This is a genomic window from Nonomuraea sp. NPDC005692 (assembly GCF_040631115.1).
In the GTDB taxonomy this organism is placed as follows: domain Bacteria; phylum Actinomycetota; class Actinomycetes; order Streptosporangiales; family Streptosporangiaceae; genus Nonomuraea.
The window spans coordinates 96,259-111,484 of the sequence record NZ_JBEXYU010000010.1 but is presented as its reverse complement, the minus strand read 5'-3'; the positions used below and the strand labels follow the sequence as shown (position 1 = coordinate 111,484).

16 protein-coding genes are annotated in these 15,226 nt (G+C 71.6%); 14 read left to right on the top strand and 2 right to left on the bottom strand.

The window, feature by feature from the left end:
* The first annotated feature begins 46 nt into the window (after positions 1 to 46).
* The 3 genes from ABZ459_RS22235 (at position 47) to thiD (ending at position 3,711) form a co-directional block, all read left to right on the top strand.
* The gene (locus ABZ459_RS22235) at positions 47 to 1,015 is read left to right on the top strand and encodes a thiamine-phosphate kinase (RefSeq protein WP_357973074.1); all 969 of its coding nucleotides are present in this window, start codon (positions 47 to 49) and stop codon (positions 1,013 to 1,015) included.
* 248 nt (positions 1,016 to 1,263) lie between these two features.
* The gene (locus ABZ459_RS22230) at positions 1,264 to 2,883 is read left to right on the top strand and encodes a hypothetical protein (RefSeq protein ID WP_357973071.1); all 1,620 of its coding nucleotides are present in this window, start codon (positions 1,264 to 1,266) and stop codon (positions 2,881 to 2,883) included.
* A 30-nt stretch (positions 2,884 to 2,913) separates the two neighbouring features.
* Positions 2,914 to 3,711: a bifunctional hydroxymethylpyrimidine kinase/phosphomethylpyrimidine kinase gene (thiD, locus tag ABZ459_RS22225; RefSeq protein ID WP_357973068.1), complete on the top strand. Its 798-nt coding sequence runs from the start codon at positions 2,914 to 2,916 to the stop codon at positions 3,709 to 3,711.
* Between the two features lie 172 nt (positions 3,712 to 3,883).
* On the opposite strand, the gene rpmB is transcribed toward thiD, so the two are convergent.
* Positions 3,884 to 4,069 (bottom strand): 50S ribosomal protein L28, encoded by a 186-nt coding sequence (rpmB, locus tag ABZ459_RS22220; RefSeq protein ID WP_043618345.1) that lies wholly within the window; start codon positions 4,067 to 4,069, stop codon positions 3,884 to 3,886.
* A 199-nt stretch (positions 4,070 to 4,268) separates the two neighbouring features.
* On the opposite strand from rpmB, the gene ABZ459_RS22215 reads away from it, so the two are divergent.
* The 8 genes from ABZ459_RS22215 to mutM all read left to right on the top strand — a co-directional run bounded on the left by ABZ459_RS22215 (position 4,269) and on the right by mutM (position 12,291).
* Positions 4,269 to 5,813, top strand: coding sequence for a DAK2 domain-containing protein (locus ABZ459_RS22215; RefSeq protein ID WP_357973065.1), 1,545 nt, complete (start codon positions 4,269 to 4,271; stop codon positions 5,811 to 5,813).
* Between the two features lie 114 nt (positions 5,814 to 5,927).
* Positions 5,928 to 8,105 carry an ATP-dependent DNA helicase RecG gene (gene recG / locus ABZ459_RS22210; protein WP_357973062.1) on the top strand — a complete coding sequence of 726 codons (2,178 nt, stop codon included), beginning with the start codon at positions 5,928 to 5,930 and terminating at the stop codon, positions 8,103 to 8,105.
* 395 nt (positions 8,106 to 8,500) lie between these two features.
* Positions 8,501 to 9,067 (top strand): 16S rRNA (guanine(966)-N(2))-methyltransferase RsmD, encoded by a 567-nt coding sequence (rsmD, locus tag ABZ459_RS22205; RefSeq protein WP_352352150.1) that lies wholly within the window; start codon positions 8,501 to 8,503, stop codon positions 9,065 to 9,067.
* Positions 9,068 to 9,081: 14 nt separating this feature from the next.
* Complete coding sequence (coaD, locus tag ABZ459_RS22200) at positions 9,082 to 9,558, top strand: pantetheine-phosphate adenylyltransferase (protein WP_352324821.1); 477 nt, start codon at positions 9,082 to 9,084, stop codon at positions 9,556 to 9,558.
* 71 nt (positions 9,559 to 9,629) lie between these two features.
* The gene (locus ABZ459_RS22195) at positions 9,630 to 10,181 is read left to right on the top strand and encodes a YceD family protein (RefSeq protein ID WP_357973059.1); all 552 of its coding nucleotides are present in this window, start codon (positions 9,630 to 9,632) and stop codon (positions 10,179 to 10,181) included.
* 1 nt (position 10,182) lies between these two features.
* Positions 10,183 to 10,362, top strand: a complete 180-nt coding sequence (gene rpmF / locus ABZ459_RS22190; protein WP_033409409.1) for a 50S ribosomal protein L32 — start codon at positions 10,183 to 10,185, stop codon at positions 10,360 to 10,362.
* Positions 10,363 to 10,617: 255 nt separating this feature from the next.
* Positions 10,618 to 11,337, top strand: a complete 720-nt coding sequence (gene rnc, locus ABZ459_RS22185; protein ID WP_357973508.1) for a ribonuclease III — start codon at positions 10,618 to 10,620, stop codon at positions 11,335 to 11,337.
* A 108-nt stretch (positions 11,338 to 11,445) separates the two neighbouring features.
* Positions 11,446 to 12,291, top strand: a complete 846-nt coding sequence (gene mutM / locus ABZ459_RS22180; RefSeq protein WP_357973056.1) for a bifunctional DNA-formamidopyrimidine glycosylase/DNA-(apurinic or apyrimidinic site) lyase — start codon at positions 11,446 to 11,448, stop codon at positions 12,289 to 12,291.
* Here the strand turns inward: mutM and ABZ459_RS22175 are convergent.
* Positions 12,239 to 13,393, bottom strand: a complete 1,155-nt coding sequence (locus ABZ459_RS22175; RefSeq protein ID WP_357973053.1) for an MFS transporter — start codon at positions 13,391 to 13,393, stop codon at positions 12,239 to 12,241. The genes mutM and ABZ459_RS22175 overlap by 53 nt on opposite strands.
* Before the next feature lie 93 nt (positions 13,394 to 13,486).
* Between ABZ459_RS22175 and ABZ459_RS22170 the strand changes: the two genes are divergently transcribed.
* From ABZ459_RS22170 to ABZ459_RS22160, 3 genes are all read left to right on the top strand, one after another.
* A complete protein-coding gene (locus tag ABZ459_RS22170) occupies positions 13,487 to 14,389 on the top strand; it encodes a LysR family transcriptional regulator (protein WP_357973050.1) in 903 nt (300 codons plus the stop codon).
* Positions 14,386 to 14,694: an acylphosphatase gene (locus tag ABZ459_RS22165; protein ID WP_352324815.1), complete on the top strand. Its 309-nt coding sequence runs from the start codon at positions 14,386 to 14,388 to the stop codon at positions 14,692 to 14,694. The genes ABZ459_RS22170 and ABZ459_RS22165 overlap by 4 nt, the downstream gene beginning before the upstream one ends.
* A 190-nt stretch (positions 14,695 to 14,884) precedes the next feature.
* On the top strand, positions 14,885 to 15,079 hold the full coding sequence (locus tag ABZ459_RS22160; RefSeq protein WP_026214481.1) for a hypothetical protein: 195 nt from the start codon (positions 14,885 to 14,887) through the stop codon (positions 15,077 to 15,079).
* The last annotated feature ends 147 nt before the right edge of the window (positions 15,080 to 15,226 follow it).

Genomic DNA, 15,226 nt, shown 5'->3' with positions numbered 1-15,226 from the left:
ACGTCCTCCCGGGCGATTGGATCACGCCGAAGGGCCACCGTACCCTGTGTGCGTCAGGAGGTGCGTCATCACAGTCGGAGATCTCGGCGAATTCGGTGTCGTAAATCGTATTGCCGGACGCCTGCCCCAGGGAGAGGGGGTCATGCTCGGCCCGGGTGACGACGCCGCCATGGTCGCCGCGCCCGACGGGCGGGTGGTCGTCTCGACCGACCTGCTGGTCGAGCGCAGGCACTTCCGGCTCGACTGGTCCGGCGGGCGCGACGTGGGCCGCAAGGCCGCCGCCCAGAACCTGGCCGACATCGCCGCCATGGGGGCCGTGCCGACGTCCATCGTGGTCGGGCTCGGCATCCCCGCCGATCTGCCGGTGGCCTGGCTCGACGCCCTGACCGACGGGTTCCGCGAGGAGTGCGCGGTGGTCGGCGCGAGCGTGGTCGGCGGCGACGTCACCCGGTCCGACCTGGTGGTCATCGGGGTGACCGCGCTGGGCGACCTGCGCGGGCGGGCGCCGGTGACGCGCTCCGGCGCGCGGCCGGGGCACGTGGTGGCCGTGGCCGGGCGGCTGGGGTTCGCCGCCGCGGGGCTGGCGCTGCTGGCCGTCGGGGTCGCCGCGGGTTCCGGCGTGCTGGCGGAGGCGGTGGCCGCCCATCGGCGGCCCTGCCCGCCGTACGAGGAGGGGCCGCGGGCGGCCGAGCTGGGCGCGAGCGCGATGCTCGACGTCAGCGACGGCCTGGTGCAGGACCTCGGGCACGTGGCCGAGGCCAGTGGCGTACGCGTCGAGCTCGATCCCGAGTCGTTCACCGTGGGGGAGCCGGTGGCGGCGGCGGCCAAGGAGCTGGGGCAGGATCCGCTGGAATGGGTGCTCACGGGTGGTGAGGATCACGCGCTCGCCGCGGTCTTCCCTCCTGACGTACGGCTTCCGTCGTCGTGGCAGATCGTGGGCCGGGTGGTCGAGGGCGAGGGCGTCCTGGTGCACGGCCGCCAGGTGGGACAGGGCGGCTGGGATCACTTTCGGTGATGACTTGTCCCGATTTAAGTGAAATTTTCCGGGTTTAGGGTAGGACTAGCGGGATTGTTGTGACAAGGACGTAGTAAAGGTGTTATGAAGATTGGCGGCCACTGTAACCGCGAGAAAGGGCAGCCATGGGCCGCCACGGCACCGGTGGATCCGACGATGGGGATGAACGGGGGAACGGCAGCGCTTTCTGGGGTCCCGACGAGCCGGCCGAGGCGCCGGGCTGGCCGGCGTTGCCGGACCAGGTCGAGGTGACAGGGCAGTGGGCCCCGATGCCGCGCCGCGAGGACGGCCCGCCGCAGCGCAGCGGCAGGCAGCCCGAGCCGTTCGAGACCACGGGGGCCTTCGCCGTGCCCGCCGACGCCGCCCCTGGGTTCCCGCCGTCCGACGCGCCCTCCGGCCCCTTTCCGCCGCCGAACGGCCCCCAGTTCTCCGGGTCTCCCTACCCCGAGCCGAACGGGGCCGGGCCGTTCGAGGTGACGGGTGCGTTCGCCCGCCCGGCCGACTGGGACGCCGTCGGCCCCTCCGGCCAGCCCGACGCCACGTCCGCCTTCGGACCTCCGCCGAGCTTCGACGCCTCCGGCCGCACCACGGGCCCCTTCGACGCCCCCCGGCGGAACACCGGCCCGTTCGACGCGCAAGGGCCTGACAGCGGCCCGTTCGACAGGCAGGGCAGGAACACCGGCCCCTTCGACGCCCCCGAGCCGGGCGGCACGGCCAGGTTCGACGTGCCGGGACCCGGTGGCACCGCCAGGTTCGACGTGCCGGAGTCCGGCAGCACGGCCAGGTTCGACGTGCCCGCCGGGTCCGACACCGCCTTCCACGGGAGGCCGCCGGAGCCCGGTGACGTGAAGGTGGCCGGGGAGCCGACCGCCGCGCACACCCCCGCCTGGGCAGAGGCCGAGACCGGCTTCCTGCGTTCGGGCTGGTCCTCCGACCAGGACCTCGACGACCTGGACGAGTCCGACGAGTCCCGTGGCCGTCGCCGCGGCGGCCGGCGCAAGTCGTCCAGGGGCGGCGGCGGTGGCGACGACGACGGGCTGAACGCGCCCACCGGCGGCGGCAGCGGCAAGGGCAGGGGCCGCATGGCGCTGCTGTCGGTCGCCGCCGTGGCCGTCGTGCTCGGCGGCACGGTCGCCGGGGTGAAGCTCATGAGCTCCTCGGGTGACCCCGGCAAGTGCGCGGACACGAGCTGCGCCGCCGTCCACACCAGCACCAGCCCCTCGACCGCGGCGGTCTCCGATCCCGGCACGGAGGAGGAAGAGCCCGCCGAGGAGCCGTCGGAGGACGAAGAGTCGAGCACGCCCTCCGACGCCCCGACGACCACCGCCCCCACGGTCGGCAACCGCGCCCCGCGCCGCAGCACGGCCCCCACCCCCACGCCCACCAGGACGCGGACGAAGACCTCGGCCAAGCCGACGCAGCAGCCGGAGCCGCCGGCCGAGGAGACGATCTCCGAGGCCCCGACCGACGACGGCACGCCCCTGGGCAACTCCGACACCGGCGTCGTCCCCACGGTGGGCAGCAGCCCCGCGCCCGCGACCACCTCCACGTCCGGGTACGGAGGCAGTGGCGGCTCGGTCAACGTGCGGCAGACGGTCAAGCAGCGGCTCGCCTCGTACTCGGCCACGCTGCGCGTCACCAACCAGTCGCCGGCCCCGCTGGCGAACGCCACCTTCTCCGTCCCGGTCGAGGGCCGCGTCATGGACGTGAACGGCGGCTCCTGGACCCAGGACGGCGACCTGCTGATCATCGACCTGTCCGGCTCGCTGGCCGCCGGCGGCTCGGTGGACGTCACGTACTCGGCGACGGGGAAGGCGCAGGAGCCCGGCGCGTGCGGGCTGGTCGGCGGGGAGTGCGCGATCGGCTGAGTGCCTGTTCGGTACCGGTCGAGTGGTTGGATGGGGTTCATGACGACCCCTCCACGTGTGCTGACCGTCGCGGGCTCCGACTCGGGAGGCGGCGCGGGCATCCAGGCCGACCTGAAGACCATGATGGCGATGGGCGTGCACGGCATGAGCGTGATCGCCGCCGTCACGGCCCAGAACTCGCTGGGCGTCCAGGGCTACTGGGAGCTGCCGCCCGAGGCCGTGCGCGCGCAGCTCGACTCCGTGCTGGGCGACATCGGGGCGCAGGCCGTCAAGACCGGCATGCTGGCCTCGCCGGTGCTGGTGGAGACGGTGGCCGAGGTGCTGGGGGCCTATGACGCGCCGGTGGTGGTCGATCCCGTCGGGGTGTCCAAGCACGGCGACTCGCTGCTCGCCCCCGAGGCCGTCGACACGCTCAGGACGCGCCTGCTGCCCGTGGCCACGGTCGTGACGCCGAACCTGTGGGAGGTGGAGCAGCTCACCTCCGTCAAGGTCGAGGACGAGGGAGACCTGCGCCGGGCCGCCGACGCCGTGCTCGCGCTGGGCCCGTCCTGGGCGCTCATCAAGGGCGGCCATCTGCCCGGCGCCCCTGTCGACCTCCTCACCGACGGCACGACCGAGCACCGCTTCGCCGCCGAACGCCTCGACAACCGCCACACCCACGGCACGGGCTGCACCCTGGCCTCGGCCCTGGCCTCCCGGCTCGCGCTCGGCGACGACGTCCCGACGGCGGTGGGGAAGGCCAAGGAGTACGTGACGGGCGCAATCGCCCGCGGCTTCCCCCTGGGCTCCGGCATCGGCCCGGTCGACCACGCCTGGCGCTGGCGCTGACCCCTGCTTGTCCGGCGCTGACCCACACCCTCCGGGCCCGGTGGCGACCCGCGGCGGGCTCGGTGCCCCCAGCGTCCCCTCAGCGCCGCCCAGGCGGTGCCGGCGGGGGCGGGCACGACGAAAGCCCGCCGCTCCAGCAATCAGGAGCGACGGGCTTCGCGAAAGACGAGAACTAGCGGGTGACCTTGCCCGCCTTGATGCACGAGGTGCACACGTTCAGCTTCTTCGGCGTGCCGCCGACGACCGCGCGGACCGTCTGGATGTTGGGGTTCCAACGACGACGGGTACGGCGGTGCGAGTGGGACACGTTGTTGCCGAAGGTCGGCCCCTTGCGGCAGACATCGCAGACGGAAGCCACGGTATCGCTCCTTAAAACAGTCGATGTAGCCCTGTCCGCTGATGCTTTCCGGGCGGAGGGCATGCCGGGACAACCGGCCAGCCAGACGAGAATATCTGATCCACACCATTGGGCGCGAACCAGAGCACTGGACGGTGACCGGTGCGGGGATATTCTCCTCCAACAAGGTAGCGCATGCGGGGAGGTCGAAGGAGCGCAGATGAAGGCCCTCGACCCGCCCGCGGTGCGCCGCTGGGCCCGCCTGGCCGCCGACGCACTCGGCCGGGCGAGACCGGAGATCGACGCACTCAACGTGTTCCCCGTGGCCGACGGCGACACCGGCACGAACCTGCACCTCACCATGCTGTCGGCGGCCGAGGCCGTCGAGTCCCTGCCCGACGACGTCGACGCCGCCGTGGTGTGGCAGACGCTCGCCTACGGGGCGCTGGTCGGGGCGCACGGCAACTCGGGGGTCATCGTCAGCCAGGCGCTGCGCGGGCTGGCCGAGGTGCTCAAGGACGGTTCCGACCTGCGTGCCGGCCTGCGCAGGGCGGCCACGCTCGCCCGGGAGGCCGTGGCCAGGCCGGTCGAGGGCACGGTGCTGACCGTGCTGGAGTCGGCCGCCAGGGCCGCCCGGGACGCCGACGGCGACGCGTGCGAGGTGGCGCGGCAGGCGGCGCGGGAGGCGCGGGCCGCGTTGCGCCGTACGCCGGGGCAGCTCGACGTGCTGGCCCGCAGCGGGGTCGTGGACGCGGGCGGGGCGGGTGCGGCGATCGTGCTGGAGACCCTGGCCGCCGTGCTCACCGACTCCTACAGCGACCACTACGACGTGCCGGCGCCGACCGGGCGGGTCACGCCGATGACCGAGGTGGGCGCCGGCTACGAGGTGATGTACCTGCTGGACGCCGACGAGCGGGCGGTGGCCGGGCTGCGCGACGAGCTCGACGCCATGGGCGAGTCGCTGGTCGTGGTGGGCGGCGAGGGCCTGTGGAACGTGCACGTGCACGTGGCCGACGCGGGGGCGGCCGTGGAGGCGGGGCTGCGGGCGGGGCGTCCGCACCGGGTCAGGATCACGTACCTGGCCGAGCGTACGCACCGGGGCAGGGCGGGCAGGGGCGTGGTGGCGGTGGCGGCCGGCGACGGGATCGCGGCGCTGTTCGAGGAGAGCGGCGCGGTCGTGGTGCGCCGCGCGCCCGGCACCCGGCCCGCGCTGCCCGAGCTGCTGGCCGCGATCAGGCAGGCGGGCGCCGAGGTGGCCGTGCTGCCGAACGACGAGGGCGTCCTCGCGGTCGCCGTCGCGGCGGCGGAGATCGCCCGCGAGGACGGCGTGGTCGTCAGCGTCCTGCCGACCAGGGCGACCGTGCAGGGATTGTCGGCGCTGGCCGTGCACGACCCGCTGCGCCGGTTCGACGACGACGTGGTGGCCATGACGGACGCCGCCGGCCACACCAGGTACGGACATCTGGCGGTGGCGGACAGGGAGGCGTTCACCAGCGCGGGCGTGTGCCGGCCGGGCGACGTGCTGGGCCTGATCGACGGGGACGTGGCGGTGATCGGCGGCGACCTGGAGCGCGTGGCGAGGCTGATCATCGACAGGATGGTGGCCGGCGGCGGCGAGCTGGTGACCCTGGTCACCGGCGCCGACCTGCCCGAACGGCTCGCCGTCCGGCTGGAGGACCACCTGCGGCGCACGCGGCCGGACGTCGACCTGGTCGTCTACGACGGCGAGCAGGGCGGCTACCCGCTGCTGATCGGCGTCGAGTAGCGGCACGGCTCCCTTCCGCGGGCGACTCCGGGGCCCGGTGCGAGCCCCCTCCGCGGGCGACTCCGGGGCCCGGTGCGGGATTCCTGTCGGCCGCAGGCGGTAGAACTGGATCCCGTGAGCCGTTTCGACGAGCCCCTGACCAAAGCGCTCGACCCGAAGACCGCCAAGCTGCTGCACAGCGTGCTCGGCCTGGAGACGGTCGGCGACCTGCTGCGCCACTACCCGCGCCGCTACGCCGAGCGCGGCGAGCTGACCTCGCTCGACGCGCTGGAGGTCGACGAGCACGTCACCGTGGTCGGCGAGGTGACCAGGCTGATGCGCAAGCCCATGCGCAACCGCGGCGGCACGTGGCTGGAGGCCGAGGTCGTCGACGGCAACGGCAACCGCATCTACCTGGCGTTCTTCGGCAAGGGCTCCCATGTGGCCGAGTCGCGGCTCAAGCCGGGGCGGCGCGGCATGTTCGCCGGCAAGGTGGGGCTGTTCGGGGCGCGGTCCAAGCCGCGCTGGCAGCTTTCGCACCCCGAGTTCGAGCTGTTCGAGGAGGGCGAGGCGAGCGCCGAGGAGTTCGCGTCGGCGCCGGTGCCGATCTACCCGGCGGGCAAGGACGTCACGCCGTGGGCGATCCGCCGGGCGGTCGGCGTGGTGCTCGACACGCTGGGCCCGCTCGACGACCCGCTGCCCGCCGAGCTGCGGGCCAGGCACGGCCTCCAGCCGCTCGCCGATGCGCTGGTGGCCATCCACCGGCCGAAAGACCTCGCCGAGGTGGGCCGGGCGCGCAAGCGGCTGAAGTTCGACGAGGCGTTCGTGCTGCAGGCGGTGCTGCTCCAGCGCCGCCAGGCGGCCACGGCGTGGCCGGCCAGGCCGCGTCCGAGGCGTTCCGACGGCATGCTGGCCGACTTCGACGGGCGGCTGCCGTTCTCGCTCACCGAGGGGCAGGCGCAGGTGGGCGAGGAGATCGCGGCCGACCTGGCGCTGGAGCACCCGATGCACCGGCTGCTGCAGGGCGAGGTGGGCGCGGGCAAGACGGTGGTGGCGCTGCGCGCGATGCTCCAGGTGGTCGACGCGGGCGGCCAGGCCGCGCTGCTGGCCCCGACGGAGGTGCTGGCCCAGCAGCACCACCGCTCGATCACGAACATGCTGGGCGAGCTGGCCCAGGGCGGCATGTTCGGCGGCACGGCGGTCACGCTGCTGACGGGTTCGATGGGCGCGGCGGCGCGGCGTGCCGCGCTGCTCGACGCGGCCTCGGGCACGGCGGGCATCGTGGTCGGCACGCACGCCCTGCTCCAGGAGCACGTGCAGTTCGCCGACCTGGGGCTGGTCGTGGTCGACGAGCAACACCGCTTCGGCGTGGAGCAGCGTGACGCGCTGCGCGAGAAGGCGGGCGGGGGCCGTCCGCACGTGCTGGTGATGACCGCGACCCCGATCCCGCGCACGGTCGCCATGACGGTCTTCGGCGACCTGGAGGTCTCGACGTTGTCGCAGCTCCCGTCGGGGCGCGCGCCCATCACCACGCACGTCGTGCCGGCCGCGGAGAAGCCCCACTATCTCGAACGCACCTGGCAGCGGGTGCGCGAGGAGGTGGGGCTGGGCAGGCAGGCGTACATCGTGTGCCCGCGGATCGGCGACCTGGAGGGCGACGAGGGCGACCTGGCGGCGGCGGGGGGCGACGACGACCGCCGTCCGCCGTTGGCCGTGCTGGAGGTCGCCGAGCTGCTCACCCAGGGGCCGTTCCAGGACCTCCGGGTCGGCACCCTGCACGGCAAGCTCCCGCCGGAGGAGAAGGACGCGATCATGCGTGCCTTCACCAGGGGCGAGCTCGACGTGCTGATCGCGACCACCGTCATCGAGGTGGGCGTCGACGTGCCCAACTCCTCGGTCATGATCATCATGGACGCCGACCGCTTCGGCGTCTCCCAGCTCCACCAGCTGCGCGGGCGGGTGGGCCGGGGCGGCCTGCCCGGCCTGTGCCTGCTGGTCTCCGACTTCCCCGAGGGCACCCCGGCCCGCGCCCGCCTCGACGCGGTGGCCGCCACGCTCGACGGCTTCGAGCTGTCCCGCGTCGACCTGGAGCAGCGCCGCGAGGGCGACGTCCTGGGGGCGGCGCAGTCGGGCAAGCGCAGCTCGCTGAAGCTCCTGCAGCTCCTGAGAGACGAAGACGTCATCACAACAGCGCGGGACGAAGCCGCAAAGCTCCTGTCGGACGACCCCGAACTGGCCCACCATGAGGGCTTGCGCGCCGAGATAGCCCGCCTCCTGGAGGACGAGAAGGCGGAGTACTTGGAGAAGACGTGAGGGCCCAGGAGAACCACGGAGCCGGTCAACGAAGGCTCGCGTGACGGCGGCGAGCCGGTGAAGGGTCAGAGGCCGTTGCATGGAGGGCCATCAGCCGAAGTAAGGCGAGTGGGAAGACCACGCGAAGCCGTAAAAAAGAAGAAGTTAAAGGCCCAGCCGCGGGGACGGCCTCCCCCCGAATGCCGTCCCCGGCTGGGCCCACCCTCGGGTCAGGTGCCGAGGGAACCGGCGTGCGGAAGGGCTCACGATCACGCCGGTCGGCCTTCATGTGGGTCACCTTGAAGGCCGCAGACTCATCATGCGGGCCGATCCGGCCGATGTGAATCACCCTTGCGCAGTCGAGGCCGACACTTGTCCACTCTTGACCTGGGCGAACATGCGGAACAATGGACCTTATGACTCGGATCATCGCGGGGAGCGCGGGTGGGCGGCGGTTGGCCGTGCCGCCGGGGCGGGGCACGAGGCCGACCAGCGACAGGGCCAGGGAAGGCATCTTCTTGACCCTCGACTCCCTGTACGGCCTGCGCGAGGCCCGCGTGCTCGACCTGTACGCCGGTTCCGGCGCCGTGGGCCTGGAGTCGCTGTCCAGGGGCGCGGCCCACGCGCTGCTCGTCGAGTCCGACGCCAAGGCGATCCGGACGATCAGGGCCAACATCCAGTCCCTCGGCCTCGAAGGCGCCGAGCTGGTGGCCGACAAGGTCGAGCGGGTCCTGGCCAGGCCGCCGGAGGAGCCGTACGACATCGTCTTCGCCGATCCGCCGTACGCGCTGGGTGACGGCGAGGTCACGCGGGTCCTGGAGCTGCTGCGCGACAACGGGTGGCTGATGGACGAGGGGCTGGTGGCGTTCGAGCGGGAAACGAGGGGAAAGTCCTTGATGTGGCCGGAAGGTTATGTTGAGGAGAGGGTCCGTAGATACGGCGAAGCATCCGTTTGGTACGGTCGCGCCGCCGGGAACCCGTAGACCTGGGAGGCGTCTTGCGCCGCGTTGTCTGCCCGGGGTCGTTCGACCCCATCACCAATGGCCATCTCGACATCATCGGCCGATCGGCCCGCCTGTACGACGAGGTGGTCGTGGCGGTCCTCATCAACATCGAGAAGAGCAGCCTGTTCACGGTCGACGAACGGATCGAGATCCTTCAGACCGTGACGAAGGAGTACCCCAACGTCAAGGTGCAGAAGTTCCACGGCCTGCTGGTGGACTTCTGCAAGCACAACGACATCCCCGCCATCGTCAAGGGCATCAGGGTCGTCAGCGACTTCGACTACGAGTTGCAGATGGCCCAGCTCAACTACCGTCTCTCGGGCGTCGAGACGCTCTTCATGCCCACCAACCCCGAGTACTCCTTCCTGTCCTCCAGCCGGGTCAAGGAGATCGCGCGGTATGGTGGCGACGTGTCCGGCCTGGTCCCTGACCTGGTGCACAAGCTGCTCATCGAGCGTCTCAGGGGCTGACCGCGACCTGGTATCCTTTCATTTCGGCCTTGTACGACGGCGAGCGTCTTCGCCATGCCTAGCGAGAGCAGATGACTCAGCACCTCGACCCCCGCTCCCCTTGGGTGCTCTCCACTCATGATCTGGGGAAGCGACCGGGCACGATGCGGCAGATGACCCTGTCCCTTCCGGCACCGGCTAACCTCGGCGTCGACATGATCGGTGTCCCCAAAGACGCCGAAGTCGAGCTGGACCTCCGGCTCGAAGCAGTGATGGAAGGCGTGCTCGTCTCGGGCACGGCGCACGCCCCGCTCGCCGGGGAGTGCGCGCGGTGCCTTGACCCGATCACCTCGGACATCGAGGTCGATCTGCAGGAGCTGTTCTTCTACTCCGACGAGGACGCCTCGGAGGAGGACTCACTGCTCGACGGTGAGCTGCTCGACCTCGAGCCGACGTTCCGTGACGCGGTGGTGCTCGCACTGCCGCTGAGCCCCGTGTGCCGCGAGGACTGCGAGGGGCTCTGCACGGAGTGCGGGATCAAGCTGGCCGAGGCCGGCGCCGATCACCGGCACGAGAAGATCGATGCCCGCTGGGCGTCGTTGCAAGGTCTGGTTTCCGAGAACGATAACGATCAGGAGAAGTGACGTGGCCGTCCCGAAGCGAAAGATGTCGCGGAGCAACACCCGCGCCCGTCGCTCCCAGTGGAAGACGACTGCTGTCGCCCTGGTGAGCTGCCCGCAGTGCCGTTCGCCCAAGCAGCCGCACATCGCGTGCCCCACCTGCGGCACCTACAACCGTCGTCAGGTCATCGAGCCGTCCGCCTGATCACACTGACAGCAGGCCCGCCCGTCATGTTCGCGGCGGGTTTCACCGTCAGCAGTTGACGTGATGCCGACCGGGTGCCATTGTGCCTCGGTCGGCGTTAACGTCTGTAGATGCGTACGGCGGCGGTTCGCCCGCGGCCGTGGTGGACGCCGGGGCTACACGTTACCCCGACGCCCACCACGTTTTCGGGCATCTTCCGCGGCCGCCTTGTGAAGATGTCCGAGGAGGAAACACGTGGGAGCAGGTCCTAAGCCGGTGGCCGTGGAGGTCGCCAGGGAAGAGCTGCAGCGGGTCCTGGTCGTCGGCCTCGACCCCGACATTCTCGAGCGGGCCCTGACGCACCGCTCCTACGCGTACGAGAACGGCGGCCTGCCCACCAACGAGCGCCTGGAGTTCCTCGGCGACTCGGTGCTGGGTCTCGTGGTCACCGACACCCTCTACCGCAACCACCCCGACCTGCCCGAGGGGCAGCTGGCCAAGCTGCGCGCCGCCGTGGTCAACATGCGCGCGCTGGCCGACGTCGCCCGCAACCTGGGCCTCGGCCGGTTCCTGCGGCTCGGCAGGGGCGAGGAAGGCACCGGCGGGCGCGACAAGTCCTCGATCCTGGCCGACACGCTGGAGGCGCTGATCGGCGCGATCTACGTGGACAAGGGCCTCGACGAGGCGTTCCGGGTCGTCCACCTGCTGTTCGACCCGCTGATCGTGCGCTCGGCCTCGCTGGGCGCGGGGCTCGACTGGAAGACGTCCCTGCAGGAGCTCACCGCCTCCGAGGCGCTCGGCGTGCCCGAATACCACGTCGAGGAGAGCGGGCCCGACCACGCCAAGTCGTTCACGGCCATGGTGCGCGTGGGCGGCGAGTCCTACGGCTCGGGCAACGGGCGCAGCAAGAAGGAGGCCGAGCAGCAGGCGGCCGAGGCGGCCTGGACGCGCATCCGGGCCCGCCGCGAGCAGCACGAGAGCCAGCCCGCGAACTGAACCCGGCGCACGGGAAGCCCCGGCCCGCGTCCGGCGTTGTGACTGCGGATCCGCCCCTGCCACGGCATGCCCCGCGGCCGGGGAAGTCGAGAGGACGGTTGGTGCACGGTGCCTGAGCTGCCAGAGGTCGAGGTCGTCAGGCGCGGCCTGGCGCAATGGGTCGTCGGCCGCGAGATCGCCGCGGCGGAGGTGCTCCACCCGCGCGCGATCAGGCGGCACGTCCCCGGGGCCGACGAGTTCACCGCCCGCCTGAAGGGTCGTACGGTGTTGTCGGCCGAGCGCCGCGGCAAATACCTGTGGCTGCCCCTGTCGGGCGGCGAGGAGGCCCTCCTGGCCCATCTGGGCATGAGCGGCCAGCTGCTCGTCGTCGATCCGCAGACGCCCCCCGAGAAGCACCTGCGCGTCCGCCTCCGTTTCGAGGACGGCGGCCCCGACCTGCGCTTCGTCGATCAGCGCACGTTCGGCCACGTCATGCTGACCCCGCTCGTCGGCGGCGTGCCCGCGCCGATCGCGCACATCGCGCCCGACCCGTTCGAGGCGTCGTTCGACGAGGCGGAGTTCACCCGCCGGCTCAGGGCCAGGCGCACCGAGATCAAACGGGCGCTGCTGGACCAGTCGCTGATCAGCGGCGTCGGCAACATCTACGCCGACGAGGCGTTGTGGATCGCCCGGCTCCACTGGGCCCGTCCCACCGAGACGCTCACCCGTCCGAAGGTCGCCGAGTTGCTGGCCGGCGTGCGCACGGTGATGGGCGCCGCCCTGCAGCAGGGCGGCACCTCCTTCGACAGCCTCTACGTCAACGTCAACGGCGAGAGCGGCTACTTCGACCGTTCGCTGGAGGTCTACGGCCGCCGCGACCTGCCGTGCTCCCGCTGCGGCACGCCCATCAGGCGGGAGGCGTTCATGAACCGGTCGTCGTACTCCTGCCCCAAATGCCAGCGAAAGCCGCGGTGAGCAGGGCCAGCGCGGCGCCCAGCCACATCACCGACGAGATCGACACGCCGTCCACCACCCGGCCGCCGACGAACGAGCCGAGCGCGATCGAGACGTTGAACGCCCCCACGAACAGCGCGGTGCCCAGCTCGCCCCCGCCCGAGCGCATGATCCACAGCTGCAGCGCCACGCCCACGCCGCCATAGCCGAGGCCCCACACGACGAGCATGACCAGGGGCAGCCCGACCAGCGCCAGCGCCGCCGTGGACCCGGCGATGAGCAGGGCCAGGACGATCAGCACCGGCTTGGGGTCGCGGGCCGCCCTGGCGCCCGCGACGAAGTTGCCGACGACGCCGGCCGCGCCGTACACCAGCAGGGCGACGCTGACCAGGCCGGGACCGGCGTCCGCGACCTGCTCCAGGAACGGCCGGACGTAGGTGTAGGCGGCGAAGTGCCCGGTGATGATCAGCACGGTCGCCGCCAGCACGACGCGCAGCGTCCCCGGCAGCGTCGCGCGGGAGCCGCCCGACGCGTCCTCGCCCGGCATCGGCGGCAGCACGGCGGCCAGCAATCCGAGCAGCACCAGCGCCAGCCCGCCCATGACCGCGAACGACGTGCGCCACCCCGCCGCCGAGGCGATGAGCGTGCCCGCGGGCACGCCGAGCACCGAGGCCACCGACACGCCGCCGAGGATCACCGACGTGGCCCGGCCCACCGATCGCTCGGGCACCAGCCGCAGGCCCAGCCCGGCCGCGAAGGCCCAGAACCCGCCGATGCTGATCCCGGTCAGCACCCGCGCGCCCAGCATGACGGGGAAGCTCGTCGCGAACGCCGCCGCCAGGTTGGCCACCGCGAGCAACGCCATCAGGCTGAGCAAGGGGACACGCCGGTCCAGCCGCCGGGTGGCCAGGGCCAGCACGGGGGCCGAGACGGCCGCGACCAGCCCCGGCAGGGACATCATCAGCCCGGCCGTGCCGTCGGACACCCCCAAGGTGGCGGCGATCGAGGTCAGCAGGCCGACGGGCAACATCTCGCTGGTCACGATGGTGAAGGTGCCCACCGCGACCGCGAGGACGGCGAGCCAGCGGGCCCGCGCGACAGTGGAGGTCTCAAGAGTCGTCATGCCGTTCAGCCTTGTCATCGGCCGGAGGCGGAACAATGACGAAGCTCGAAGCCTTGCTTTAGGCAGGCTAAGCGATCGCGTCCGGGGAGTGGCATGGAGTTCAGGGAACTGGAGTGCTTCGTCGTGCTGAGCGAGGAGCTGCACTTCGCGCGTACGGCCGAGCGCCTGTATCTGTCGCCCGGCCGGGTGAGCCAGCTCATCGGCTCGCTGGAGACCCGGATCGGCGGCCGCCTGTTCGACCGCACCAGCAGGCGGGTGCGCCTGACGCCGCTCGGCCGGCGTTTCCTGGCCGACCTGCGGCCCGCCTACGACGGCATGGCGGCGGCCGTGTCGCGGGCGACGGCCTCGGCGCGGGAGGTGGCGGGCCTGCTGCGGGTGGGGTTCCTGGCCACGCCGACCGAGATCGTCACCGGCAGCGTGGCGGCGTTCGAGCGGCGGTATCCCGGCTGCATGGTGGAGCTGGTCGAGGTGCCGCTCTCCGACCCGTTCAGCAAGTTGCGCGAGGGGCGGGTGGATCTGACGTTCACGCTGCTGCCGCTGGAGGAGCCGGATCTCGAGGGCGGCGCCGAGCTGAACCACTGCCCGGTCGAGCTGGGGCTGTCGGTACGCCATCCGCTGGCCGCCCGCGCCGGCGTCGACGCCGAGGAACTGGCCTCGGTCGCGCTGTTCGGCCTCGACGAACCCGCGCCGCGCCGCTGGCAGGAGCACATCGCCCCCACCCTCACCCCCTCCGGGCGGCCGATCGCGCGGGCCGGCTCGGTGGCCACCACCCAGGAGGGCCTGACGCAGGTCGCACTGAACCGCGGCGGCATGCTCTTCTGCAAGCCGAGCGCCGACCACCATCGCCGTCCCGACATCGCGTTCGTGCCGGTCGACGGCCTGCCTCCGTCGATCCTGGGGCTGGCCTGGCTGCGCGCCGGACGTACGGCCTCGATCCTGGCCTTCAACGAGTTGGCCATGGAAGTCGTACGGCGGCATGAGACGGTGGCGGCATGACGGATACGAAGAGTAATGGCGACAAAGGTTCGGAAAACGTCCGAGTAACCGCCTGGGTGCGGGGGAGGGTCCAGGGGGTGGGCTTCCGGTGGTGGACGCGCGCGAGGGCGTTGGAGCTCGGCCTGACCGGCTGGGCGCGGAACACCGACGACGGCCGGGTCGAGGTCGTCGCCGAGGGTCCGCGGGAGGCGTGCGTCAAGCTGTTGGAGCTGCTCAAAGGTTGCGACACGCCGGGAAGGGTCGATGGAGTAGTGGAACGATGGAGTGAACCCCGAGGTAGTTTGGGCGGTTTTGTAGAGCGGTAGTCGCTTTTGCTAAACGGCCCAAATAGGGTATAGTTGTATGTCGGGAGTGCCTATCAGTAGGGCGTTGCGGTTGGATCGACTTGACCGCCCACACTGCCGGTGCGACTCTTGTTAAGTACCACGCGCACCCCTCCCGCGGAATAGAAGTGCGCGAACCAGTCTGGTCACTCAGCGTGGAGGACCCTTTACCATGGCGAAGGCTCTACTCGGCCACGTCGGCGGTCCTGACCCTCGGATGGTCTCGGAGATGCGCCGCTTGCAGCAGCGTATCCGGGATCTGGAGGCAGAACTCATCCGACTTCAGGCCACGAATGACGCTCTTGCGGCGCAAACCCGCGACGAAGCGCTCAGTCGCTTGCAGGAGCGCGAGCCGGCACTCACCTGAGAGTGATCGGAGCGCAAGACCCAGGGACGTCTCGAAGAGGCGTCCCTTGTTATTTTCCCTGGTGAAAAAGCGCTGGTCATCGACATGCCCACGAGGGGCGGCCGAGACCAGTAGGCTTTTCCGAAGCCCGTTCAGCCGAGGCCGGGG

Bases quoted from the DNA above. Each gene is read 5' to 3' on its own strand.
- thiD (WP_357973068.1), top strand. From the start codon at position 2,914: ATGGGGTTCATGACGACCCCTCCACGTGTGCTGACCGTCGCGGGCTCC.
- ABZ459_RS22215 (WP_357973065.1), top strand. From the start codon at position 4,269: ATGAAGGCCCTCGACCCGCCCGCGGTGCGCCGCTGGGCCCGCCTGGCC.
- rsmD (WP_352352150.1), top strand. From the start codon at position 8,501: ATGACTCGGATCATCGCGGGGAGCGCGGGTGGGCGGCGGTTGGCCGTG.
- ABZ459_RS22195 (WP_357973059.1), top strand. From the start codon at position 9,630: ATGACTCAGCACCTCGACCCCCGCTCCCCTTGGGTGCTCTCCACTCAT.
- ABZ459_RS22175 (WP_357973053.1), bottom strand. From the start codon at position 13,393: ATGACGACTCTTGAGACCTCCACTGTCGCGCGGGCCCGCTGGCTCGCC.
- ABZ459_RS22170 (WP_357973050.1), top strand. From the start codon at position 13,487: ATGGAGTTCAGGGAACTGGAGTGCTTCGTCGTGCTGAGCGAGGAGCTG.
- ABZ459_RS22165 (WP_352324815.1), top strand. From the start codon at position 14,386: ATGACGGATACGAAGAGTAATGGCGACAAAGGTTCGGAAAACGTCCGA.
- ABZ459_RS22160 (WP_026214481.1), top strand. From the start codon at position 14,885: ATGGCGAAGGCTCTACTCGGCCACGTCGGCGGTCCTGACCCTCGGATG.